Annotated in this window: 24 protein-coding genes, 1 tRNA gene and 1 pseudogene; 14 read left to right on the forward strand and 12 right to left on the reverse strand. The window is 59.1% G+C overall.

Annotation, left to right across the window (positions count from 1 at the left end; genetic code table 11):
* Positions 1-11: 11 nt before the first annotated feature.
* The 3 genes from AB7M23_RS16100 to folK all read left to right on the forward strand — a co-directional run bounded on the left by AB7M23_RS16100 (position 12) and on the right by folK (position 2307).
* Positions 12-1331 carry an ammonium transporter gene (locus AB7M23_RS16100; RefSeq protein WP_083199718.1) on the forward strand — a complete coding sequence of 440 codons (1320 nt, stop codon included), beginning with the start codon at positions 12-14 and terminating at the stop codon, positions 1329-1331.
* Between the two features lie 11 nt (positions 1332-1342).
* Positions 1343-1681 carry a P-II family nitrogen regulator gene (locus tag AB7M23_RS16105; protein ID WP_065757735.1) on the forward strand — a complete coding sequence of 113 codons (339 nt, stop codon included), beginning with the start codon at positions 1343-1345 and terminating at the stop codon, positions 1679-1681.
* Positions 1682-1770: 89 nt separating this feature from the next.
* Entirely contained in the window at positions 1771-2307 is a 537-nt protein-coding gene (gene folK, locus AB7M23_RS16110) for a 2-amino-4-hydroxy-6-hydroxymethyldihydropteridine diphosphokinase (protein WP_454241321.1), read from the forward strand.
* 102 nt (positions 2308-2409) lie between these two features.
* Here folK and purU read toward each other — a convergent pair whose 3' ends face one another.
* The 5 genes from purU to AB7M23_RS16135 all read right to left on the reverse strand — a co-directional run bounded on the left by purU (position 2410) and on the right by AB7M23_RS16135 (position 7019).
* Entirely contained in the window at positions 2410-3264 is an 855-nt protein-coding gene (gene purU, locus AB7M23_RS16115; RefSeq protein WP_065757737.1) for a formyltetrahydrofolate deformylase, read from the reverse strand.
* 70 nt (positions 3265-3334) lie between these two features.
* Positions 3335-4465 (reverse strand): aminomethyltransferase family protein, encoded by a 1131-nt coding sequence (locus tag AB7M23_RS16120; protein WP_454241322.1) that lies wholly within the window; start codon positions 4463-4465, stop codon positions 3335-3337.
* 33 nt (positions 4466-4498) lie between these two features.
* Positions 4499-5515, reverse strand: a complete 1017-nt coding sequence (locus AB7M23_RS16125) for a heme-dependent oxidative N-demethylase family protein (RefSeq protein ID WP_454241323.1) — start codon at positions 5513-5515, stop codon at positions 4499-4501.
* 20 nt (positions 5516-5535) lie between these two features.
* Positions 5536-6474 (reverse strand): PDR/VanB family oxidoreductase, encoded by a 939-nt coding sequence (locus tag AB7M23_RS16130; RefSeq protein WP_454241324.1) that lies wholly within the window; start codon positions 6472-6474, stop codon positions 5536-5538.
* A complete protein-coding gene (locus AB7M23_RS16135) occupies positions 6471-7019 on the reverse strand; it encodes a dimethylamine monooxygenase subunit DmmA family protein (RefSeq protein WP_454241325.1) in 549 nt (182 codons plus the stop codon). Before AB7M23_RS16135 ends, AB7M23_RS16130 begins: the two co-directional genes overlap by 4 nt.
* A 362-nt stretch (positions 7020-7381) precedes the next feature.
* Between AB7M23_RS16135 and AB7M23_RS16140 the strand changes: the two genes are divergently transcribed.
* From AB7M23_RS16140 to AB7M23_RS16150, 3 genes are read left to right on the forward strand one after another with little or no spacing between them, the layout of a single operon-like run.
* Complete coding sequence (locus tag AB7M23_RS16140) at positions 7382-8362, forward strand: ATP-binding protein (protein WP_454241326.1); 981 nt, start codon at positions 7382-7384, stop codon at positions 8360-8362.
* On the forward strand, positions 8359-9045 hold the full coding sequence (locus tag AB7M23_RS16145) for a response regulator (RefSeq protein ID WP_099774309.1): 687 nt from the start codon (positions 8359-8361) through the stop codon (positions 9043-9045). Before AB7M23_RS16140 ends, AB7M23_RS16145 begins: the two co-directional genes overlap by 4 nt.
* Positions 9032-9772, forward strand: a complete 741-nt coding sequence (locus AB7M23_RS16150) for a PAS domain-containing protein (RefSeq protein ID WP_454241327.1) — start codon at positions 9032-9034, stop codon at positions 9770-9772. The genes AB7M23_RS16145 and AB7M23_RS16150 overlap by 14 nt, the downstream gene beginning before the upstream one ends.
* Before the next feature lie 53 nt (positions 9773-9825).
* On the opposite strand, the gene AB7M23_RS16155 is transcribed toward AB7M23_RS16150, so the two are convergent.
* Together AB7M23_RS16155 and AB7M23_RS16160 are read right to left on the reverse strand one after the other, a co-directional pair.
* Positions 9826-12168 (reverse strand): DUF1989 domain-containing protein, encoded by a 2343-nt coding sequence (locus tag AB7M23_RS16155; protein WP_454241328.1) that lies wholly within the window; start codon positions 12166-12168, stop codon positions 9826-9828.
* A 34-nt stretch (positions 12169-12202) separates the two neighbouring features.
* Positions 12203-13570 carry an NAD(P)-binding domain-containing protein gene (locus AB7M23_RS16160; RefSeq protein WP_102052075.1) on the reverse strand — a complete coding sequence of 456 codons (1368 nt, stop codon included), beginning with the start codon at positions 13568-13570 and terminating at the stop codon, positions 12203-12205.
* A gap of 464 nt (positions 13571-14034) precedes the next feature.
* On the opposite strand from AB7M23_RS16160, the pseudogene AB7M23_RS16165 reads away from it, so the two are divergent.
* From AB7M23_RS16165 to AB7M23_RS16185, 5 genes and pseudogenes are all read left to right on the forward strand, one after another.
* Positions 14035-14823: pseudogene (locus tag AB7M23_RS16165) on the forward strand (methyl-accepting chemotaxis protein); the annotation flags it as partial.
* 128 nt (positions 14824-14951) lie between these two features.
* Positions 14952-15365 carry a phosphoribosyl-AMP cyclohydrolase gene (gene hisI, locus AB7M23_RS16170; RefSeq protein ID WP_454241329.1) on the forward strand — a complete coding sequence of 138 codons (414 nt, stop codon included), beginning with the start codon at positions 14952-14954 and terminating at the stop codon, positions 15363-15365.
* Positions 15362-16705, forward strand: coding sequence for a dihydroorotase (locus AB7M23_RS16175; RefSeq protein ID WP_454241330.1), 1344 nt, complete (start codon positions 15362-15364; stop codon positions 16703-16705). Before hisI ends, AB7M23_RS16175 begins: the two co-directional genes overlap by 4 nt.
* Positions 16706-16870: 165 nt before the next feature.
* Positions 16871-18070: a GGDEF domain-containing protein gene (locus tag AB7M23_RS16180; RefSeq protein WP_454241331.1), complete on the forward strand. Its 1200-nt coding sequence runs from the start codon at positions 16871-16873 to the stop codon at positions 18068-18070.
* Positions 18071-18222: 152 nt separating this feature from the next.
* Positions 18223-18296 (forward strand) — tRNA-Cys (locus tag AB7M23_RS16185).
* A gap of 99 nt (positions 18297-18395) precedes the next feature.
* Here AB7M23_RS16185 and AB7M23_RS16190 read toward each other — a convergent pair.
* Both AB7M23_RS16190 and AB7M23_RS16195 read right to left on the reverse strand, forming a co-directional pair.
* A complete protein-coding gene (locus tag AB7M23_RS16190; RefSeq protein ID WP_454241332.1) occupies positions 18396-18797 on the reverse strand; it encodes a hypothetical protein in 402 nt (133 codons plus the stop codon).
* Between the two features lie 204 nt (positions 18798-19001).
* Entirely contained in the window at positions 19002-19631 is a 630-nt protein-coding gene (locus AB7M23_RS16195; RefSeq protein ID WP_454241333.1) for an RBBP9/YdeN family alpha/beta hydrolase, read from the reverse strand.
* Positions 19632-19687: 56 nt separating this feature from the next.
* Between AB7M23_RS16195 and AB7M23_RS16200 the strand changes: the two genes are divergently transcribed.
* A complete protein-coding gene (locus AB7M23_RS16200) occupies positions 19688-20146 on the forward strand; it encodes an Lrp/AsnC family transcriptional regulator (RefSeq protein WP_099776646.1) in 459 nt (152 codons plus the stop codon).
* Positions 20147-20588: 442 nt separating this feature from the next.
* On the opposite strand, the gene AB7M23_RS16205 is transcribed toward AB7M23_RS16200, so the two are convergent.
* Complete coding sequence (locus AB7M23_RS16205; protein WP_065757889.1) at positions 20589-20801, reverse strand: hypothetical protein; 213 nt, start codon at positions 20799-20801, stop codon at positions 20589-20591.
* A 309-nt stretch (positions 20802-21110) separates the two neighbouring features.
* On the opposite strand from AB7M23_RS16205, the gene AB7M23_RS16210 reads away from it, so the two are divergent.
* Complete coding sequence (locus tag AB7M23_RS16210) at positions 21111-21428, forward strand: DUF2513 domain-containing protein (RefSeq protein WP_065757797.1); 318 nt, start codon at positions 21111-21113, stop codon at positions 21426-21428.
* A gap of 156 nt (positions 21429-21584) precedes the next feature.
* Here the strand turns inward: AB7M23_RS16210 and AB7M23_RS16215 are convergent, their stop codons facing one another.
* Together AB7M23_RS16215 and AB7M23_RS16220 are read right to left on the reverse strand one after the other, a co-directional pair.
* Positions 21585-22424, reverse strand: coding sequence for an isocitrate lyase/PEP mutase family protein (locus AB7M23_RS16215; protein ID WP_454242187.1), 840 nt, complete (start codon positions 22422-22424; stop codon positions 21585-21587).
* A 114-nt stretch (positions 22425-22538) separates the two neighbouring features.
* A complete protein-coding gene (locus tag AB7M23_RS16220; protein ID WP_454241334.1) occupies positions 22539-22886 on the reverse strand; it encodes a hypothetical protein in 348 nt (115 codons plus the stop codon).
* 257 nt (positions 22887-23143) lie between these two features.
* Here AB7M23_RS16220 and AB7M23_RS16225 point away from each other — a divergent pair, with 257 nt between their 5' ends.
* Positions 23144-23344 (forward strand): hypothetical protein, encoded by a 201-nt coding sequence (locus AB7M23_RS16225; RefSeq protein WP_065757800.1) that lies wholly within the window; start codon positions 23144-23146, stop codon positions 23342-23344.
* Positions 23345-23378 lie beyond the last annotated feature (34 nt).

A 23378-nucleotide genomic window follows, 5' to 3' on the forward strand; every position in this document is an offset into this window, starting at 1 on the left:
GAGGAATACACATGAACGGCTCTTTCAGAGGTGGCCGATTGGCGGCGGTCGCTGCGCTCACGTCAGTGACGCTCCCTACGTGGGCGGCGGATCAGCCGCTTGCGCTTAACAGCGGTGACACCGCCTTTGTGACGACGTGCGCGTTGGTGGTGTTGTTGATGACCTTGCCTGGCTTGGCGTTGTTCTATGGTGGCCTGGCACGTAGCAAGAATGTGCTCTCGATTCTGATGCAGGTGTTTTCAGTTGCATCGTTGATGTCGGTGCTATTTGCCATTTACGGCTATTCCCTGACGTTCACGTCAGGTGGCGAATGGCAAGCGGTTATTGGTGGGCTCGATAAACTGTTTCTCAAGGGCGTAGGCCCCGACGCACTTCAAGGCACCATTCCTGAGTTGCTGTACTTCTTGTTCATGCTGCTGTTCGCAGCCATTACCCCGGCGATCATCTGCGGCGGTTTCGCTGAGCGGATGAAATTTTCGGCGGTCATGGTGTTCATGGCCATCTGGTTGACGATCAATTATCTCCCCATGGCGCATATGGCTTGGGGAGGCGGTTGGGTGTTCGACCTGGGTGTTCAGGACTTCGCGGGCGGTAATGTGGTGCACGTCAATGTCGGCATTGCATCGCTGATCGGCGCCTTCCTGCTGGGGCGCCGTCGCGGCTACGGAACCTCGGCGCTGGCGCCGCATAACATGACCATGACCATGACCGGTGGCTCGATGCTGTGGGTGGGCTGGCTGGGTTTCTGTGGCGGCTGTGCATTGGTGGCCAATGGTTTTGCCATGCTGGTGATGGTCAACACCATGCTCGCCAGCGCGGCAGGGGCGTTGGCGTGGTTGTTCGTCGAGTGGAAGCATCGTGGCAAGCCGAGCATGCTGGGTGCGTTGTCCGGGGCTATTGCCGGCCTTGTCGCGATCACGCCGGCCTGCGGTTTCGTAGGCCCAATGGGGTCTATCCTGCTGGGTTTGATCGTTGCGCCGATCTGCTTGTGGGCCGTGGAAAAACTCAAGCCGATCCTTGGGCTGGATGACGCATTCGATGTGTTTGGCGTGCATGGCGTTGGCGGTATCGTCGGCGGTTTGCTGACCCCGGTATTTGCCATGACCTCTCTGGGCGGGCTGGGTTTCAGCGGGGAGCGCGGCGTGCTGGATCAGTTGTTGGTCAATGGTGGCGTCTTGGCGTTCAGCATCCTGTTCTCGGCGGTGTCGAGCTTTATCGCCTTCAAGGTGGCCGCCGTGCTATGCCGTGGCCTTCGTGTCGACGAAGAACATGAAGTGGACGGTCTGGATCTGTCGTCTCACGGTGAAGTGGGCTACAAGTACTCGAATTAAGGAGCGCACTCATGAAAGTGATCACTGCGATCATCAGGCCTTTCAAGCTCGACGATGTACGTGAGGCCTTGGCTGAAGTGGGAGTGACAGGGTTGACGGTGACCGAGGTCAAGGGCTTCGGTCGGCAGAAGGGGCACTCCGAAATCTATCGGGGCTCTGAATACGTTGTCGACCTGATTCCCAAGATCAAGCTTGAAGCGATTGTCACCGATGCGCTGTGCGAGGCAGCGCTGGAAGCCATCATCAACGCTGCACGCACGGGCAAGATCGGTGATGGCAAGCTGTTCGTCACCGAGGCGTCGCAGGTTGTCCGGATTCGTACCGCAGAGGTTGGCGCCGACGCGGTCTGAGCCTCGAGGGTGGGCGAAAGGGGCGACCTGTGGATGCAGGTCGCCCCTTTGCATCACGGTTGATGGTCGGTGTTTTTCAGGGTGTTGTTATGACCGCTCTACAGATTCGCACCGTCGGGGTCACGGACATCCAGGTCCATGACATCTACCTGGGCCTGGGTAGCAACCTGCGCCGGCAATGGCATTTGAGTCAGGCGTGCATCGCGTTGCGGGCGTCACTGGGGCCATTGCGTTGTTCTCCGGTCTTTGAGAGCAGCGCGGTCGGGCTAGAAGCACCGGCCTTTTTCAATATGGTCGTGCAGGCGCAGACCACCCGTTCCCTGGCCTCCCTGGTTGCTGAGCTCAAGGCGCTGGAGGCGCATTTCGGCCGCTGCCGGCAGACCCCGGATCAGGTCAGCCTGGACATTGATCTGTTGATGTATGGCGAGCAGGTTGGACAGTTCGGTGACCTTGAGTTGCCACGGCCAGAGATCCTGGAGCAGGCCTTTGTGCTTAAACCCCTGGCCCAGCTGGCGCCAACCTGCCGGCATCCGCGCAATGGGCAGACGTTCAGCGAGTTGTGGAACGGCTTTGTCGTAAACGCACCGCTGACAGCGGTTGAGCTGAGTTTGCCGTCGCTGGGCTGAGGGCGCTATCCGTGAAGGGGCAGGTGAGGGCGCCTGCTGCGCAAGAGCCACCGACATCTCTGCCGGTGGCCCGCGTCTCTGGCAACGGCTGGCGAGTGGGGCTCAGCTGAAGATAACGGTCTTGTCGCCGTTAATGAACACCCGGTGCTGCAAGTGGTACTTCAGTGCTTTGGAGAGTGCAATGGTCTCGGTATCCCGGCCGATTGCCACCAACTGCTCGGCCTGGTGGGCGTGGTCAACACGCTGAACTTCCTGCTCGATGATCGGGCCCTCGTCGAGGTCGCTGGTCACGTAGTGGGCGGTGGCGCCGATCAGTTTAACGCCACGTGCGTAGGCCTGGTGGTAGGGTTTGGCACCCTTGAAGCCGGGCAGGAAGGAGTGGTGGATGTTGATTGCGCGGCCAGACAGCTTGCGGCAGAGGTCGTCGGACAGAATTTGCATATAGCGCGCAAGCACCACCAGGTCGGTTCCGGTCTCCTCGACGATTTTCATCAGTTCGGCTTCCTGCTGGGCCTTGTTGTCTTTGTTCACCGGCAGGTAGATGAAGCGGATACCCTCGCGTTCGGCCATGTGCCGCAGGTCGAGGTGGTTGGAGACAACAGCGGTGATCTCCATGTGGAGCTCGCCTTTGTGATGGCGGTACAGCAGGTCCACCAGGCAATGGTCGAACTTGCTGACCATGATCAGCACTTTGGGCGGCTGGCTGGAGGAAAACAGTTCCCATTGCATCTCCAGTGGCGTGGCAACGTCAACGAAACCGCTGCGCACACGGTCGATGTCGGGCTCGCAACCGTCGTTGAAGCGGAACACCGCGCGCATGAAAAAGCGCGAGGTGACTTCGTCGTCAAACTGCGAGAGTTCGCTGATGTAGCACTGTTGGTTCGCAAGGAAGGTGGTGACGGCGGCGACGATACCCGAGCGTGCCGGGCAACTGATTTTCAAGACGAACTGGTTCATGGCGGGGTGATCCGATGGAGGGAATGGGTGACAGCACACGGGGCGCGCGGGTGCGGCCCCGTGTGTCGGGTTAGCCTTTGGCGGTACGTTTTTTCTTCTCGGGGTCGTCGAACGGCATTTCATGGGCGATGGCGCTGGCTTCCAGGCTGCCTTTGACCACCAGTGGCGTGCCATGCACGGCGATGGCGGTGTCCATTCGGGCGATGGCCAGGGAACGTTGTGTCAGGCGTGAGTACATAGGGCAGGTGATAACGCCGACCTGCTTGCCGTCCTGCCATAAGGTATCGCCTGGTTCGGCGGCGAGTGGGGCGTCTATCAGTACGCCGAAGATCTTGAAACGCTCCTGACCTTGCAGGCGGTAGTGCTCGTGGGCGCCGCGAAAGTCCTGCTTGCCTGGCGAGACGGTGAAGTCCAGGCCCAGCTCCCAGAGCGTGTCCCCGGCTTTTTCCTGCGCAAACGGGTACATCTCGGAATTGTCATAGGGAAAGAACAGCAGGTAGCTTTCGGTGCGCAGCCAATCCAGGGCGAGGAACGCACAGGGGATGATGCCCAGAGGACGGCCTTTCTCCAGAATGGTGTCCCAGATCAAGGGGGCATCGGCGGCCTTGCAGAAGATCTCATAGCCGCGTTCGCCGGTGTAGCCGGTGCGCGAGATCATCACCGGGCGACCGAAGAGTGTGGTCTGGACATGGTGGAAGTAGGGCAGGTCGCGAATGCCCGGCACGTGTTCGGCAAGGAAGTCCACCGCCAAGGGCCCTTGCAGCGAGAGGTCGTGGAGGTCGTCATCGAACAGCAGGGCGACCTGGCGCCCCGCCGCCTGGCGAACCAGCATCTCATGGCCGTTGCCTGCCCCGTGCACGACCATGAAGGCGTTAGGGCCCGTGCGATAGATCACGCAGTCATCGGCGAACTTCCCGTCTTCGTTGAGCATGCAGGCATACACCGACTTGCCCGGGTAGACCTTGCTGATATCCCGAGTGGTGGCGTAGCTGAGCAGGCTTTCGGCGTGAGGCCCGACGTAGTGGACTTTCTTCAGCCCCGAGACATCCATCAGGCCAGCCTTGGTACGGATCGCCTCGTGATGGTCGGCCAGGTCCGAGGCGTAGGTCCAGGCGGTGCCCATGCCGTTCCAGTCTTCGAGCGCGGAGCCCAGGGCCAGGTGTCGGTCGCGCAGTGCGCTGATGCGCCATGAATGAGCCATTGATCGTTTCCTTCTAACGGGTCGTTGAGAGAGTCAGGCGTGTGGGTCGAACTGGCTGAGCCACTCCAGCAATGGCTGGCGGTAGCGGGTCATGCCCTTGTAGTCGGCGATGGGGGCGGGCAAGTCGCGTAGCACGCGATGCAGGCGCTTGGCCCAGGCGGGGTTGGTGACGAGTTCGTTGAGGCTGATCAGGTAGGTACGAATACTGAACATCAGCCCGTTGCTGCGCGGCAGGCGCGCCATGAATTGCAGCTCGACCCGCAGGTGCACCAAGGCCCCGGCGTTTTCTGCGGTGACGGTGCTGCGGTCGTGGCCCCATTCATGGAAGGTTTCCGGCGAGGTGTCCATGCGCGGATTGATCGTCAGCGTCCAGTTCAAGCGGCGTACCGGCTTGTCCACTTGAATGTTCAGCAGGTATTTCAAGGCACGGTCAAACACGCCCAGTTCATGCGCCATGGGCACTGGGGTGTGCCATTGCTTGAAACTCATGCCGGCGTCGAAGGCCAGTGACCAGTCCGCCGGGCTGGTGACCATGCCCGCATCCATGAACAGGTCGTTGTCGCGCTGGTCGAGCAGGGCGATATCCCCCTGGACCTGGCGGGTAATGAACTCCAGTGGTTCGCAGGGCAGTGTGTCGGGATCGCCAAAGGTAAAGTGCTGATCGATACCCAGAACGTGGTTCTGCCAATGCCATTGGTCACCGGTGCGGGTGAGGCTGAATAGCGTCGGGTAGTCGTTGCTCAGGTGTTCCATGAACATCTGCAGCGCGTCCCAGGAAGCCGTCTGCATATGTGGCATGACCAGATAGCGGCGCGGGTCTTGCTGCACTACCCGCGCCCGCTCGGCCATATCGGAGCGGTAGTGCTCGTCAATGTCGAACCAGTGCTCGAACACCGAGCCCGGCTCGCGGGGCGTGGCCGGTTCGATGTTGACCGAGTACATGTACTGGTCTTCCGGGAATGGGAACGGAAAACGTGCGATCGCATGGGGACTGTTGCTAAAGGTGAAGTCGTCGCGATACGTCTCGATGGGTTTGAGGGTCGGTGTCATGGCCAGGCTCCAGGCAAAAATCAGAGGTCGAGCACCAGCGAGCTGCCGCAGCCGCGGGATACACACGGCATCAGGCGGTCAGCGCGCTCGGTAGCGGCAAGGAAGTGGTCGCGGTGGGTCACATCGCCCTTCACGTAGCGGGTCACGCATTGCCCGCAAACCCCGCCACGGCAGAGGTTGGGAATTTCGACAGCATTGGCCTCGAGGGCTTCGAGCAGGCTTTCGTCAGCGCCGACCTCGATACGCCGTCCGCTCTGTGCCAATTCAACGCTGAACGGTACGCCGGGTTCGGCGCTGCTGAAGGCTTCCCAGTGAATACGGCCGTCCGGCCAGCCCAAGGCACTGGCCTGTTCCCGGACGCTGGCCAGCAGTCGCTGCGGCCCGCAGATGTACAGGTGGCTGCCCAGCGGTTGGTTGCTCAGGATCGGTGCCAGGTTCAGTGGCCGCTCAAGGCTGTCGTAGGCATGCAGCCTGTCGCCCAGGCGCGCAGCCAGCGGCTGTACATAGGCATCGGTGAGGCCGCTGCGATAGGCGTAGTGCAGCTCAAATGAGGCGCCTTCGCGCAACAGGTGCTCGCTGTAGGCCAGAAACGGTGTGATGCCGATACCCCCGGCGATCAGGATGTGATGACGACCCAGGGTATGAATGGGGAACAGGTTGGCGGGGCGAGAGACGTTCAGCACGTCGCCCACCTTCAGGGTTTCGTGCAGGTACCTTGAACCGCCGCGTGAGTGTTCCTGCAAGCGCACGGCAATGCGATAGGCCGTGCGGCCTGCAGGTGCGTTCAGCAGTGAGTAGGCATTGCGCAGGGTGCGTTGTGCCAGCGGAACATGTACCTGGATATGACTGCCCGCCGAGTAAGGGGGCAGGGCGGTGTCGACGGCTTCAAAGGTGATCTCGCGAATCACCGGGGTGATGTTGATGGCAGCCTGCACGCGTACCTGGATAACGTCATTCATGCTGGCAGCTCCGAGTAGGGGGCGTCTGCATTCAGGCAAACGCCCAGGTAGGCACCCAAGCGTCGTGAGAAATGCCCACGCACCTCCAAGGCAACAGCGCAGGCCGGGCATTTCACCGCGTCGGCCAGCGGGTGGCTGTGCACGCTGGAGCAGTGCACACAGTAAACAGGGCGTTGCACGGTTTCGGTTGGGGCGCAGAGGCTGATTTCGTCGTCCGACAAACCGTGCGTGATGGCCTGTGCATGGATCGCCCAGATGAAGGCTTCGCTGCCGAGCACATGCAGTTGCACACCCACATGCAGGCGTGCAAAGCGCTGCTCCAGGACCTGCTGCAGGCTCTGCAGCGAAGGGCTGTCCGCGGCTCCCAGAACCAGGCAGTCGACCTGTCGGGTTTGCGCCAGGCGGCTGACCAGTGCCTGTGTGCGCGGCAAGTCACTGCCGTCGCTGATCACAAGGTGGCACTGGGCATCGGGATTGATTGCCATGGGCGGGTAGTAAGGGACGCTTTTGAATGGAGCATGGGGGCTTGCCGTTGAGTTGGCCATGTGCGCTCTCTGCTGGGTGGATCACCCTGGCAAGCCTGAAGGACTGGCCAGGCGGGATAGGCTCATCAGTGGCAGGGTCAAGTCGTAAGGTCGCGTGCAACGCTTTGATGCAATCGAGGCCTTCAGGCCTTCTGTTGGTGCGCGCTGTTTCGCCTCGGGCAGCGCCTGCGCCTTGCACGGATGGCTCAGGGCGCTCTTTCCTGTTGGTGGATATAGTTTCCTACAGGGAATTACCTGGCAATTCGCTCATTGGGAGTACCTCTTAAGGGGTAATGCAAAGGGGTACGGAACTTGCTCATTGATTCATCCTGCAATGACACCACTGTCGGCATGCAGGAGGAGGGTCTTTGACGGATTGTCCAATGAGCGAGTACGCGGCTATCGACCAGAAGGCGTTGGCGTTACTGCAAACCGAGTTGCTGTTTGCCCTGCTGGGTGAAGAGGACGTCAATCTGCTGCTCGAGGGCTTTGTTGCCCAAGCCTCCAGCCTGCTTGTGGGCGCGAGCCTGCACCTGGACCTGCACATGCCGGCCGCGCCCGAAGACGAACGTGCGGTCAACGTTCACGTGCCCGGCCAAGAGGGGCATGGACGGTTGACGATGAGTGTCGTGGAGGCCGCTCCCGAGGGTGCGCGGACGCTGCTGCTGGAGCTTGCCCGCTTTATTGAGCGCGTGTTGCTGCATGCATTCAAAGGCTCCCTGCTATCACCCGGCCAACGTGCAGTACCGCAGTCGATGATTGCCCGGGAATTGCACGATGGGGTCGCCCAGGAGCTGGCCTATCTGTCACTGCAGACCGCTCGGCTGCAGCGTCGTATACAGCAGCCAGACAAGGCCTTGGCCATCGTCGAGGTGCTCAAGGGCGGGCTGTCGAGGTTACAGCGGCAAGTCCGCGAACTGATCAGTGAAGCGCGGCTGACCATGAACGGCAAAACCCTGCGTGAGTCTCTCGGCGAATCCGTCGAGGAGCTCTCACGGCGCAGCAACATGGTGTTTCATCTGGACAACCGATTGCCCGATGGTCTGTTGTCGGGCGACGTCGAACTGCAGCTGCTGCAAATTGTTCGCGAGGCACTGGTCAACGCGCTGCGCCATGCGCGGGCGCGCAATGTCTGGATCAGCCTTGTCCGTGACAATGCCGCCGGGGTGTTGATGCATGTCGAGGACGACGGCATCGGGCTGCAACCGGCTTCACATGAGGTTGGGCATTTTGGCATGTCCATCATGCAGGAACGGGCGGCGCTGATCGGCGCCGGGTTTGAGGTCGGGGCACGCCAGGGTGGAGGCACTCGCCTGGCGCTGGTGCTCCCAGCAGACGCATTTTCCATGAGGAGTCACCCATGAATCACACATCGATCGTCTTGATTGATGACCATCCCTTATTCCGCCGTGGCCTATCGGAAATGTTCGCCGACAGCGGCGACCATGAAGTGGTCGGGCAGGCGGCAGAAGGGCTGCTGGGGATCGACCTGGTGCTGGGGCTCAAGCCCGATTGCGTCTTGCTCGACCTGCACATGCCTGGCATGACGGGGCTGCAGGTGCTTGAGGAGTTGAACCGGCTCAAGTGTGAATGTCAGGTGATCGTGCTGACGGCCTCGCTTGACCGGGTGGAACTGGTCACCGCGTTGCGCCTCGGGGCTCAGGGCTTCTTGCTTAAAGACACCGATCCCGAGGTGTTGCTCGACTATGTCCGCTGTTGTGGCCGAGGCTCGGCGGTGCTTAACGAGAGCCTGGTGGCCTTGCTCGCGGATGCTTCCGGCACAGCCGTCAGCGATGCGGCAAGCGCGGCCCATGGCCAGTTCGCGGGCCTCACCGAGCGGGAGAAGCAAACCCTCAACCTGCTTGCCCATGGGTTGAGCAACAAACTCATTGCCCGTGACCTGCGGATCAGCGAGGGGACGGTGAAGGTGTACGTGAAGAACCTGATGCGCAAATTGCAGATGCGCTCACGCCTTGAATTGGCGGCCTGGGTTCACCAGAACTGTGCCACCCAGTTTGTCGGAGGGAGGACGAATGCCGTTCACTGAGTTCGCGAGCGTGGCCAACCTGCTGGATGACTTTCCTGTCGCGCTGGTGGTGCTCGATGGCGAGGCACGGATCATCGGGCACAACGCCCACTGGTCACAGCGCATGACGCCGACGGTCGGCAGCCTGCTCAGCGATGCGGTTCACCATGAAGACCAAGGGCTGTGGCAGGCCTTCATCGCCCGTTGGCAAACGCCAGAACCCGTAGCGCAATCCCTTGAGCTGCGGCTGATCGATCAGGGCAACGGGTTGCTCTGGTGTGAGGTGTCTTGCCGGTTCAAGGCCGGCTGTGCCCTGTTGTCGTTTCAAGACCGCACCTCTCGGCGTCAGCAGGAAATTCAATTGCTGGCCAGCCATCGCAGTGCCAGCGACCTGTTGCACAACTTGCCGTTCATGATTTATCGCGGCCGGATCAATCGTGAGTGGAGCATGGAGTTCGTCAGCCGAGGGTGTGAGCAACTGACCGGTTTCAGCGCGCAAGCTATCGAGGACCGGGACGCCGGCGGCTATGGTCGGCTGATCTTGCCGGAGTACGCTGATTACATCTGGTATGGCGTACAAACCGCATTGCTCAGGCGCGAACCGTATTCGCTGACGTATCAGATCCGTTGCGCCAATGGCACGGTCAAGTGGGTGCAGGAAGAGGGCACGGGCATTTTCACCGATGGCGGCGAGGTGCTGGGTATCGAAGGCGCGATTTTTGAGGTGCGGCCAGTCGCCGCTGGCTAGCCAGCGGCGATGGACTTTGTGGCGTCGATAGGTGTTCCGGTTAGCGTGCCGGGTCAGGCGCGCACGCGGCTCTTGTCCGGGTCATAGAAGATCGGCGCACAGACCGTAGCGTCGATGCGTTTTTGCAAACCATCGACTTTACCCACCTGCAGCACTTGGCCAGGCTCCGCGTAGGCCACATCGACCCGACACAGAGCAATGTTGCTGGCCAGCAATGGCGAGCGACAGGCGCTGGTGATAACACCGACCTGCGCGCGCCCGTGGTACACGCCATCACCATGATGAGCCACTTCATTGCCTTGCAGTGTCAGCCCGACCAGTTTGTGCGTGGGATGCGCACTGCGCCGCAGCAAGGCCTCACGGCCAATAAAGTCATCGGTCTTGCTCTTGAGTGGCACACTGAAACCGATACCGGCCTCGAACGGATCGGTTTGGTCGGTGAACTCGTAGCCCGCAAAAATCAGCCCAGCCTCGATGCGCAGCATGTCCAGGGCCTCTAGCCCCAGGGGCACGATCCCCAGGGGTTGGCCCAGGGCCCAGATACGGTCCCAGATCTGTTCCGCATCCTGCGGTGCGCACCATACTTCGTAGCCCAGTTCGCCGGTGTAGCCGGTACGGGAAACCATGACCGGGCAGCCGTCGAAACCGTCCAGTCGTCCTACCAGAAAGCGGAACCAGCCCAAAGCGTCCAGCCCGGGTTGAGTTGCGGGTGTCCAGATCATCTGTTTAAGCAGCTCACGGCTCAGCGGGCCTTGCACCGACAGGTTGTGGATCTTCTCGCTGGCGGACTTGACCCAGACTTTCATGCCGAGCTTTTGCGCCTGTTCACGTAGCCATACCCCGGCGTACTCTTCGCCGCAGATCCAGCGGAAGTTGTCCTGGCCAAGGCGCAGCAATGTGCCGTCGTCGAGCATGCCGCCATGCTCATGGCACATGGCCGAGTAGACCACTTGGCCGACGGCCAGGCGCCTGATGTCGCGGGTCAGGCAGTACTGCAGCAACGCCTCGGCGTCGGGGCCCAGGATCTCGAATTTGCGCAGTGCGGTCAGGTCCATGACGGCAACGCGCTCACGGCAGCCGTAGTACTCGTCGATTGCCCCAAAACCATCGAAGCGCAGCGGCAGCCAACAGTTGCGGTAATTGGTAAAGCTGCCGGTCAAGGCGCTGGTGCGGGAGTGGAATGCTGTCTCTTGGGTCAGCACCGGGTCGGCATCCGCCGTTTTTCGATTGGCCATGGCGATAGAGAATCGTTCCTTGTCGGCGTAGACACGAATATGGATATCGGTCGGGTTCCAGCCGTTGGCCGGGTCGATGTCATCGGGGCAGGAGGAACTGGCACAGATCAGGTCGTTCATGGCCCGCATCAGGACGTAGTCACCCGGCCGCGACCAGGGCTCATCCATGACCATCTGTTGATGGGCGTCGATGGCCGTATTGAAAAAGAAGTTGATCGCCGGCCAGCCGCTGCGAGCCTGTACACCATGAGCCTGCAGGGCACGGCTGAGGTTGTCGCTGCAGTTGTCATGAGCAAAATAGCCATGGCTTTCGTAGTAGCGTGCGGTGCAGGCCAGGGCAAAGGCATCGTGACGGCCGACCGTATCGCGCACAACCTCAAGCATGGGCCGCATCTGCCGATCGAAGAACTTGGCGAACAACCCAGGGGCTGGATAGGCATTGCCGTTCAGGGTGCGGGTAACGGTTTGGTCGAGGTCGAACTCCAGGCCCTTGTCCAAGTCTCGACGGTTCAGGGCAACGAAGTCCGAGGACTGGCGCCCGGCGACATCGATGACCTGAATGTACTGCCCCTTGCTCACGGCATAGCTGCGGGCGCTACCGGCAGGCAAGGTAAATTCGTCCACCAGGTCGGCCAGCGGTTCTGGCAGCGTGGGCACATGGACCAACGAGGGATTGGCACGATGCACCCGTATCCGCAGTTCACTGGGTGTTTGCTGGGCGTCCACTGACGTCGCGTGAGCCGGCGCGGCAATGATCAGCAGCAGTGGCTCGCCAAGGGTGAACTGGCGACTGTAGCCTGCCGCCGAGTCGACGCTCCACAGCATCCCTGCGCCAGGCAGGCGCTGGGTGTCGAAGCCACGTTTGGTGAGTGCCTGCAGTATGCGCTGTACCTGTCGGCTATTGCCTGCCAGCGCCTGTTGGATAAAGCCGAAACCGCTGCCAGCGATCAGCCCCAGGCTCGCCAACGCTGGGTTGATCCTGGTGCTGAAGGCCATGACTTCGCAGGGCTGGAGGCCCTCGACATCAGTTATCTGCAGGGTATCGCCCGGGCCCAGCTCGACCAGTGTCAGGCCGCCGCCGTTGACCCGGTAGTGCTCGGTCGCCGCTGTCTGTGTGAGCAGCCCGGGTTCCCATGGTCGTGAAATACGCGGTGCTTGCATGCCGCTTCTCCTGTGTCCTGAGTACCTGGGCGGCTTAGCTGGCGGATTTGACGGTAACGTGTGGCTCGCTGAGGTAGGCCTCCATTGAGTCGTCCAGCGCCTCGAGCCAGGGGGTATGGTGGGGTGGTGACTGGGTGCCGGTCATCAGCGAGCGATAGGACTTATCACGGTAGCCCATGATGTTGGTCGCTTTGTCGTGCTTCCATTGCAGGAAGGTTTCGTTCACTGCCGGGATATCGAAGCTTGGGTAGTCCGTTGCGTCCACCAGTTGCTGGATGTACGCCCCCTGGTACTCGAACATTTGCTGGTTGGTTTGCAGCTCGGCTTCGCGTGCCTGCCATTGCAGGCAGTCGGCGTTGCGGGTGGCTGCGTCAGGCAAGGCGATACGCTGCAGGATCACATCGCGCGCATACCAGGCTTGAGCATCAAACATGTTGAAGGAGTACCACTGGTCCTGCATCCCGAGGTAGATCAGCTTCGGGTTGGGTTCCCAGAAGATCCCCTTGTAGAGATTGCGCGGCCAAAGGCGGTTGTCGGTTTTCAGACTCAGCGATTCAGGCAGGAACGGGAAGTGGTGCTTGTACCCGGTGCACAGAATCACCGCGTCGATCGGCTTGCTGGTGCCGTCGATAAAGTAGGCCCGGTCGTTCTCCAGGCGTTGCAGCAGGGGCTTTTCTTCCCAGTTCGATGGCCAGTTGTAGCCCATGGGCGACGTACGATAGCAACTGGTGATACTGCGGGCGCCATACTTGTAGCACTGCGACCCAATGTCCTCGGCAGAGTAGCTGCTACCGACAATCAAGAGGTTCTTGTCTTTGAATTCCAGTGCTTCGCGGAAGTCATGGGCATGCAGAATACGCCCGGCAAAATGTTCAAAACCTGGGAAGTAGGGGACTATTGGCGTCGAGAAGTGCCCACAGGCATTGATCACGTAATCAAATTCTTCCAGGGTCTCGGTATCGTTCTGGTAGTCATGGGCCAGAACGGAGAAGCGCTGAGTGTGCTCATCGAAGCTGACCTGACGCACCACCGTGTTGAAGCGGATGTAATCGCGTACACCGGCTTTCTCGACGCGGCCCTTGATGTAGTCCCAGAGGACTTCACGGGGAGGGTAAGAGGCGATCGGTCGGCCAAAATGCTCTTCAAAGGTGTAGTCGGCAAACTCCAGGCACTCTTTCGGCCCGTTCGACCAGAGGTAGCGGTACATGCTGCCGTGGACCGGCTCGCCGTTTTCATCCAGGCCGGTGCGCCAGGTGTAGTTCCACATGCCGCCCCAGTCTTGTTGCTTTTCGAAGCAGACCAGTTCGGGAATGGCAGCGCCTTTGTCCCGAGCCGATTGAAACGCCCGAAGTTGTGCCATGCCGCAAGGGCCTGCACCAATAATTGCAACGCGTGAGTTCATGGGTGTGCCTCTTAGTCCGAATTGACATCAGCGTGTTCCGCATCAGTGATGCGATAATTCCTGTCCGGAAAAATACTTGCCCAAAAGGAATCTCTGCTCAATCCGGAAAAAGAGGTATGCCTAAAGAGGTAGCTTGATAGAAACCACTGGCGATATACCCACAAAGAGGTATCTGTGTGGCGCGAAGCCCCTTGTTATAGTCCGACAGGCGTTTGCTCACCCGCGCACTCGCCAGAACAACGCGAGCGTAGTGTTCACTGTCAGGAGAAGTCGCCATGTGGTTCAGACATTCCGCAACCGCGCTGGCCGTTGAACTTACCCGCATGATGAAGTGCCTGTTGGTCGAACAACCGGCAGATATCAATCAGGCCGTGGGGTTGAAGCGTCAACCTGAATTGCTTGCCGTTTTTCAGGCATTGAGCGAGCAATGGCACGCTCATCTGCAGTGGCAGCGTCAGGCTGCCATGGTGCCGACGGCGCCTTGCAGCGCTGAGGACTATCAGCGTTTGCTCGCGCAATTGGCCGATGTCGAGCATCAGCGTCTTGAACTTGAGGCCGAGTTGGCGCATTGCCGCGAAGAACGGGCGGCAACGGCCGAGGTGCAAAATCGTCGGGTAGAAGATGAGCAGGCGTGGGCGCTCACCAGGCAGGCGCTGACAGAGGGGTGTTGGGACCTCACGGTCGTTAATGGTGATGCTGATCATCCGAAGAACATAATCCGGTGGTCTGACCAGTTTCGCCAGCTTATCGGCTACAGCCCTGAAGAGTTCGCAGATGGTTGGGACAGTTTTTTTGCCGTTGCGCAGCCGCAGGACCTGAAAAATGTCATGCGGGTGTTTGCTGAGTGCACGGCCAAAAACTCGGCTCAGTCTACCTACACCGTTGAATACCGCATGCGTCACAAAACCCGCGGTGAAACCTGGTACCGCGAGCGTGGCTGTTGCCTGCGCGATGCTCAAGGTGTGTTGCTCAGGGTGGTGGGTGCGGTACGTGACATCAGTGACGAGAAGGCTGCTGAAGCCCTGCGTACCCGTGAGCAAGACACGATAAGGAACACCTATGGAGAAATCGCCAAGGTGGCAGGTGCGATCAAGGGGATTGCCGAACAGACCAACCTGTTGGCACTGAACGCGGCCATCGAAGCCGCCCGTGCTGGTGAGCAGGGGCGGGGTTTTTCTGTGGTGGCCGATGAGGTTCGCAACCTGGCCAAGCGTACCCAGGAGTCGGTGCAGCAGATTCAGACGATGCTCAAACGAGATGAGTGAACCACCATCACCTGCGCGTGGGCTAGACAGTCGTGATACGCAGTGATGCGGTGTAGAGGCACTTGGAATGTTAATGTTATAAGATAACATTTGTTTCCGGAATCAGGTGCCTCAGCATGTCGCTTCTCGCGTTGGAGAAGGCCCCGGCGGGCTTTCGTTACCCCCTTTCACAAGCACTCGATGCCCTTCCCTGGAATGAGCAGGGCTTGATTGCGGCCATTGCACAGCAGCATGACACGGGCCAGGTACTGATGCTGGCCTGGATGAGCCGTACGGCATTGGAGCAAACCCTGGCCACCGGGCGGGTGAGTTACTGGTCGCGTAGTCGGCATCAGCTGTGGCGCAAGGGCGATACGTCCGGGCATGTCCAGCAATTGATCGAAGCGCGTCTGGACTGCGATGGCGATGCCATCCTGCTGCAGGTGGAACAGCACGGGCCTGCCTGCCATACCGGGCGCCCAAGCTGTTTTTACAATGTGATTTGCGGTCAGCAGATCGAGGTACAGGGTGCGCCGGGAGGTCAGCCGTGAGCAGTGTGCTGATCCGTAATGCCCGCTTGGTCAATGAAGGGCGCATCGTCGACGCTGACCTGCTGGTTGCCCATGGTCGTATCGAAAAGATCGCGGGCAGCATTCAGGGGCGCAACGCCAGCGTGGAAATCGATGCCGCGGGGCAATGGTTGCTGCCCGGCATGATCGACGACCAGGTGCATTTTCGCGAACCTGGCGCACCGCACAAGGCCAGCATCGCCAGCGAGTCACGCGCCGCCGTGGCCGGTGGTATCACCAGCTACATGGACATGCCCAATACCCACCCGGCAACGCTGGACCTGAACGCGCTGGCCGACAAGAAGTCCCGCGCTGCGCGCAGTTCGGTGGCCAACTACGGCTTTCACTTTGGCGTCAGCAAGGACAACCTTGAGACGGTAGCCCGCCTTGACCCGCGCGAGGTGGCGGGGGTGAAGGTGTTCATGGGCGCGTCTACCGGCGACATGCTGGTCGATGACCCGTTGCTGCTGGAGCGGCTGTTCGCCTGTGTGCCGACCGTGCTGTTGGCCCATTGCGAGCACACGCCGTCGATTCTTGCCAATGAAGCACAGTTTCGCGCGCGCTACGGTGACCTTATCAGCCCCGCGCTGCACCCGCAGATTCGCAATGTCGAGGCCTGTTTTCGCTCATCGAACCTGGCGGTGGAGCTGGCGCGGCGTTTTGGTACGCGGCTGCACGTCCTGCACCTGAGCAGCGCCCGTGAGCTGGCACTGTTCGAGGACAAACCGCTGGCTGAAAAGCACATCAGCGCCGAAGTCTGTGTGCATCACCTGGTGTTCGACGACCGTGACTATCCAGCGTTGGGCAACCGCATCAAGTGCAACCCCGCGATCAAGTCCCAGGCGGACCGCGATGCCTTGCGCCAAGCCTTGTTGGGCAATCGCCTGGACGTGATCGGCACCGACCATGCCCCGCACACCCTTGAGGAGAAAAGCGTGCCTTACAGTCAGGCACCGTCCGGCCTGCCTTTGGTGCAGCACGCGTTGCCAGCGCTGCTGGAACTGGTTGAGCAAGGCCTATTGCCGCTGACACGTCTGGTGGAAAAGACCAGCCATGCCGTCGCTGAGCTGTTCGCGATTTCGGAGCGGGGTTACCTGCGCGAAGGCTACTGGGCGGACTTGGTGCTGATCGAGCGCCTGGCGCAGCCGCGCGCTGTCGACCTCGATCCGTTGCTTGCCCATTGCCAATGGACGCCGTTCAGCGGTCGCGCATTTCATCACCGAGTGGCCACCACCCTGGTTTCGGGACAGTTGGCTTGGCATCAGGGGCAATTGTTCGACGATTGCCAGGGCCTGCCGCTGTCTTTCACCCCTCGCCGGTAAATGCCCCTGAGAGGCGTGGATAGAGGCTATGCCTGAGGCTGCTCACTGGCGGCCAGCCTTCGACCCTGAGTAGCATGACGCCGGCAAGACTTGCCAGCATGGCGGTGTAAGCGCAAGCTCTGGCGCTTATGCGGTATCCCCACCTCAAGGACGCAGTGAGCTGCCATGGTCGCGCATACGCCAACGTTGTTTGCCTCCGTTGCCCTTGTGGCAACCATCATGGCGTTCTGCTTGATTCTCGTGGCCCAGTACAACCAGCGTGACGGTGTATTGACCACCGGGGTCGGCTTGCTTGCCCATGCGGCTGCCTATGTCTGCTACACCCTCTATGGGCACGGCCCTTTGTGGCTCACCTATGGCGCGGCCAACACCTTGTTGTCGATTGCTCTGGGTTACTACGCCATCAGTATCTTCCGGATTCGTGACCTGACGGTGCCCTGGCTTCGCGTGTTCAGCCTGCCGCTAGTCATGCTGGTGTCGATGGCGCTGCTGATCGACACCCTGGAACTGCGCATGTTGGCGGCATCGCTGGTGCTGATCCTGCAATGCCTGTTGATTGTTTGTCTGGCCTACCGGTACAGCGAGCCCGGGGGTAGGGCGCAGGTCTTGCTGATTATCGGCGGGAGCATCAGCCTGATCGGCCTGGGCATGCGTGTGGTGGCGATCCTGCTCGGTGGCGCAGCCGAGATGCAATATAACGTCAGCAACCTGACGCAAACCATTTCCGTGAGTATCGGGACGGCGACGGTGATGATGTACTCACTCGGCCTGGTGTTGCTGTCGAAGGAGCGCAGCGAGTCGAAGCTGCAGCATATGGCCCATCGTGATGTCTTGACCGGCATGCTCAATCGACGGGCGATCCTGGAGCGGTTTGCGGACGAACTGGAGCGCGCGTATCTGGCCCGGGCCAGCCTGGCGGTGGCGATGATCGACATCGACCACTTCAAGCAGATCAATGATATTCACGGTCACCTTGTTGGTGACTCGGTGCTTGTCCATTGTGCGCGGCACTTGAAGAAACGCCTGCGTCATGCCGACATCATTGGCCGTTACGGCGGCGAGGAATTCCTCGTGCTGCTGCCGTCCACCGATGCCGAGGGCGCGCTGGCCGTTCTCGACGCACTGCGTATGTCATTGGCGAGGGCACCGGCGGTGGTCGATGGGCTGAGTATCCCGGTGTGCTTCAGTGCCGGCGTGTGGTGCGGCACTCCCGAGCCAGGCGACAGCACGGCGAACCTGATTGCCAGGGCCGATGTCGCCCTCTACGAGGCCAAAGCCTCCGGCCGAAACACGGTGCGGTTGGCACCTGTTGCACCAGAAGCCTCGGCAGGCTATGCCCGCGACAGTGTTCAGGCACCCGGTTAGCGCGCTTAGAAGAAAAAATGTGAACAAGGGGTTGCCAAGGTCAAAAAACGAGTACATAATCCCGCTCACTCCACAGGGAGTCAGCAAAAACTCTTTAGATAACAAAGAGTTGAAGCGAGTTTGAAGCAGCGATAGCAGCTTCGAACATTTGAGGCCGAGTAGCAAAGTGGTTATGCTCCGGATTGCAAATCCGTCTACGCCGGTTCGATTCCGACCTCGGCCTCCATATTTGAAAGCCCCGCAGATTAACGTCTGCGGGGCTTTTTCGTTGTGGTGCGGAAAGCCAAGAGTTCCGAAACTTTGAGGGCGGAGTTCCGAAACTTTCCTACTTCGAGGGCTTGGCGATGGCGCCGACCCGGCGGTAAACGCGCTCGGTAATGCCTTCCTTCGAGTGTCCCAGCAGCACGCTCGCATCGCTCAGATCGTTGATCTCCGACGCTGCCTTCGGTCGGATATCGCGGAACTGGAACTGGGCGATCCGGTTGGCGAGGTCCGGCTTCTTCTCGACCTCGGCCTTCACCTTGGCGGCCTCACGGGCGTCTGCCCACCGGTTGCGCAACATAGGCCAGCTCATACGCTTGCCGTGCTCGTTGACAATGAAGAACGGCGAAAGGTGCTCGCTGGTCCTGCGCATGATTCGCTCAAGCAGCAGGCCCAGGCTGTTTTTCGCCCCCTCCACTTCCAAGACGTAAGGGTCAATTACGTACCTGACGTGACAAGTAATCATTCGATCATTCCTTTGAATATTGGCAAAACAAATTTTACACATGGTATATGCCAGACAGTCTATAACCGCTTCGGGTCAGCTTCTTCCTTTGGCTTACACCCGGTAACCAAGTCAATCGTAAGCCGGGTAATGACATCGGCATTGTCTGTCAGCATCTCAAGATGCTCGCGGACTCGCTCATGCGTGTTCGTTGAGCCTCGCTCTTTAAAGCGCATCGTCTAAGGGCTGAATCGAGGTTGCAAGAAGCTCTTTCAACAATGCTCTACCTTGAGGCCAATCACCGAACCCATTGGCCGAACTGATATGTCCTTGGTCTCCGATGTTCACCAGACGGCTGCCCCAGGCATCAGCACATCGCAAGCTGAAGTCTGTATCTGCATAGGGGTCGTTGGTACTTGCGACAACAACACTAGGGAATGCGAAACGCTTCAGCTCTAACGGACTAAACCCCAGAGCCTTGTTTGGAAAAGTGGGGCGATCAGGGTCAGGTACGGCAACCAGCAAGGCGGCTCGGATCGCTGTGTGTCTACTCTGCGCCCAATGGGCAACCTGCAAGCAGCCGAGACTATGGGCTACCAACACCGTGTTAGGTCCAGTTCGGTGAATAGCAGCCTCCAGATTATCGACCCATTTTGCGCAAACGGGGCGCTTCCAATCTTGCCCCTCGATACGCTCCATAGAGGTATCGCTGTTGGCCCATATTGTTTGCCAATGCCCTGGTCCGGAATTGCCAATGCCTGGTAGAAGCAATATTGAAGGTGTCATTTCTTGTTTCTCGGAAGTGGTGTCCGCAAAATGTAGCGAATGAGGCATCGACCTTGGATGGCAAGTCATTTGAAATGAAGTACCTTTGACCGATGACTCATCGGATTATTCAGCGGGGAGGGCGCATGGGGCTTGATAGCAAAGACCTGCAGATTCTGGAGGCTCTACAAAAAAATGCACGGCAAAGTCTGGCATCGTTGGGTAAACGCATTGGGCTTTCGCAGCCAGCTATGAGCGAGCGAGTCCAGAAGCTTGAAGCTGCTGGTGTCATAGAAGGTTATTGCGCTCGAATAAATTTGCGTAAGGTAGGACTAGGTCTGCAAGCAATCCTACGCGTTCGCACAACCCATCAGCACATCAAACATTACCTGGATTTATTTAACGATATACCTGAAGTCTTAGAAGCAGACAGGATCACCGGGGAGGATTGCTTCATCGTTCGCTGCGCGTTTTCTCAACCCGCTGACTTGGAGTCCATAGTCGATGCGCTGGCTGTCCATGGTTCAGTCACAACCTCGCTGGTTCTGTCCAATGCTGTACGCAAACCGGTACCTGTACGTTCAATAAGTGGGTCAGACAATTAACTGTCTGCAAGATGGGGTTGTCCATATTTCAAGGTCCTTCCTGTAAGTCCTCCTGCGGGGCTTTTTCGTTGTGGGCTGGAAAACCGATAGTCCCAAAACTTTTAGAGGGCAGTCCCAAACTTTCTCATTTTGAGGGCTTTCTGTACTGGGCAACCATGGCAGGGGTGATGGTGTCGATTGAGGCGTTAGAGAAGGGCGGGGATTGGATCGTCTGGCATGGTGTTTCCTCCGTTTCGAAGGGAACGTAGCAGGCACAAAAAAGCCCGGCGCTTGGCCAGGCTCTCTGTAGACGGGGCCAAATCCCTTTGGCTGAACTCATTATGTTCTGACGGTGTTACGAGCGGATGACAGGGCAGTGAAAAGCCCGTAAAGACGGGTTTACTTCGTTTGGTAGTTGCCCGTTGCTGGGGCGTCTGTGGAAACCGGTTTAACGCTTATTTCCTTAGTGCAGTGTCACAGCCCTGCGACTTTCGCCAATCCTGATTCGGTCCAGCGCCCGGTTTAACGCATCCAAGGCATCGAGGAGGGCTTTCGCCTCGGCCTCGCGGCCATCGCCCCAAAGGCGTTCAGCCATTTTGTTCAGGGCCTGAATAGATTTTTCAATGTCAGCAGCGGTTGCTGTGGCGGTGTCTGTTGGCGGCTTCTTTTTCGGCATTTTTAGAGACTCTGCAGCGCCCACAACCATGCCGACCGGCCGGCAATTCTCGTCAAGCGGCTCAATCGGGCATCCAGGGGGCAGCGGCTTCAAGAAAAATCTCCCCTCACATCCTGAAGTATGTCTGGAGAGTCGTGCGTAACCTCGCCATCCCTCATGGCGACAGAGCCAGCCTTTAGCTAGCTGCTACAGAGGGCCGCTTGAGGGGCTATTGCGTTCCCGCTCGGCGGGGAGCATGAAAAACCCGACCACCGCGTCGGCATTTTGTATGTGTTTTCCATCCCTCTGACTATTCTCAACTGACCTGAGATGGCAGAAGAGAACGTGAATATGAAGCGGAATTGGAACTACATCAAGGGCCTTCTTGAGCAAGTTGAACGGGCCAACAGAAAAGGGGTTCTTCAAGAGGATGCCCTGAAGGGAGCGCTTGGCCCGGACATTCATGATCACGCCAAAAAGGAACAAGGGACCCACGCGCTCCAGCTCATCATCAAGGAAGCGTTCGTGGAGTACACCTTGGATGCTGCAGGCGTTGAGACTTTGATCTCACTCACATGGAAAGGCCATGACCTGCTTGACGACATGAGAGCCAACGTCGCCAAGTACGAATTCAAGTCATTTGGTTAATTCTTATATTTCTAAGCTCCGTCATCGAACGGGGCTTTTTTGTGCCAAGGAAACACGATTCACAGCAGCCAGGGCAACCTGCGGGGAGGCCTGGGCACTGGTAGCCTGCACACCTGCATAGAGTCGTTCTCTGCCTAGCCTGATTACAACGCAAACCTAGTCAGATTTCCTGGCGGGGGCCATGAGCGAATTGGCCTCTCGGAAGCTGATGGCGTTACTGGCGAAGTTGAACGTCCCCATGGTTTTTACCTCCAGCGCCGCGCGGATAAACTCACCCAGTGCGGCCCGGGCCAATGAACTACCGAGGCTGATTCTTCGGACACCAGCCGCTGCAAGCTCATCCACGGTGAACGTAGAGCCTGCCAAGCCCATCACCACGTTGACCGGTTTTTGTAACGCCTCGCACACCCGCTGGATAGCATTCAAATCGGGCAGGCCGGGGGCGAAGAGGACATCGGCTCCAGCCTGCTCAAATGCAATGAGTCGGCGAATGGTGTCGTCCAGATCATGTACGCCAGCACTGAAGTTTTCAGCACGCGCCACAAATACAAAAGGCAGTGACAGGCTGCGTGCAGCCTCAACACCCGCAATAACTCGCTCCAGCGCATGGTTGAATGCGTAGATTGGCGCTTGCGGGTTACCCGTGGCGTCTTCGATTGAACCGCCAACGAGACCAATTGCAGCAGCCATGCGGATAGTTTCGGAAACCTCCTCAGGTGAGTCTCCAAATCCGTTTTCAAGGTCGGCACTGACAGGTAAATGGGTTGCCTCGACGATGCTTTGAGCATTGGCAAGTATCTCCTCGCGCGACACCGCGCCTTCCGCATCCCGACGGCCCAGGCTAAATGCCAGACCAGCACTGGTCGTTGCCAATGCCTCAAACCCCATGGACGTCAGAATTTTTGCGCTGCCAGCGTCCCACGGGTTTGGCAGAACAAGGGGTTGTCTGCGCGAATGAAGCGCTTGAAACGCCAAAGCTTTATCCAGGCTATTCATGTAGGTTCCAGTCGTTGGTTTGAGCAACAGCCAGGTAGCCATGGCCGAATCGCTGATGTCGGCGGTGTGCTTCGCTCAGGCAGGCGTAAGCAGCCTGGCTGAGTAGAGCGTCAATCAGGTGCAGTTGCGCAGAGCCTGATAGTCGAAGTCTTTCATCTTCGCCCAACCAAACACTTTACCTGCATCGCGCTCCGGGTCAGCGGCGTCGTAATCAGGAACCGTCAGTAGCTGCACAAAGCCATTTGCTTCCGCGCCAATGGTGAATGCGCTGAACGTCTTCAGGACAGAATTGCCAGCCTGAGCATTGGGTTCGCTGAAAATCACAACGTTTTGCTTGAACTTCAGACTTCCATCTTTGGCAACGGTCGTTTTAGGGTAGACGCACTGGCCAACATTGCTGGATGCAGAGGCCATGGCGGGTCCAAAGGCAGCCAGTGCCGCAACCAGAATAAGCTCTTTCATTCTCGATCCTTGACGCTTTAACGTGGAGTCGCCAAGGCTATCACAGTGATGTCTATTTGATATCTCTTCGGTTCCAACACTCGACGTGAACACCCCAGTGGCATGCGGCCTGTAGGGCTGCTCGCCAGTTCTGATCGCTTCTCGTTGAGTATTTTCACCGCATCCGAAACAGTCCTCAGCCGTTCACCCGGGTGGCTATTTGAGGTTGGATGGGGTATTACGGGTAACCGGCATTGGGCCGGGCCAAGGAGGTTGTTGTGAGCCTGAATCAAGCGCAAGTCGATGCGGTAGAACACCTTCTGATGGCTTTCCTGAAACACTCCGAGAATGCCCAGATTGTTGCGAAGGTGTACGAGGACGCGTATGCGTCCATCATGGGGAGCGATGGGCCGGCAGGCACAGCGGAAAAGATGGCCTCCCTTGAGCACTTGAATAACCTTCGGTTGCAGGCCAAGTAGTCAGCGTTTCCAGCGGGTTCCCAGAGCCTCGCGC

This window comes from Pseudomonas sp. HLS-6 TE3448 (genome assembly GCF_053629555.1).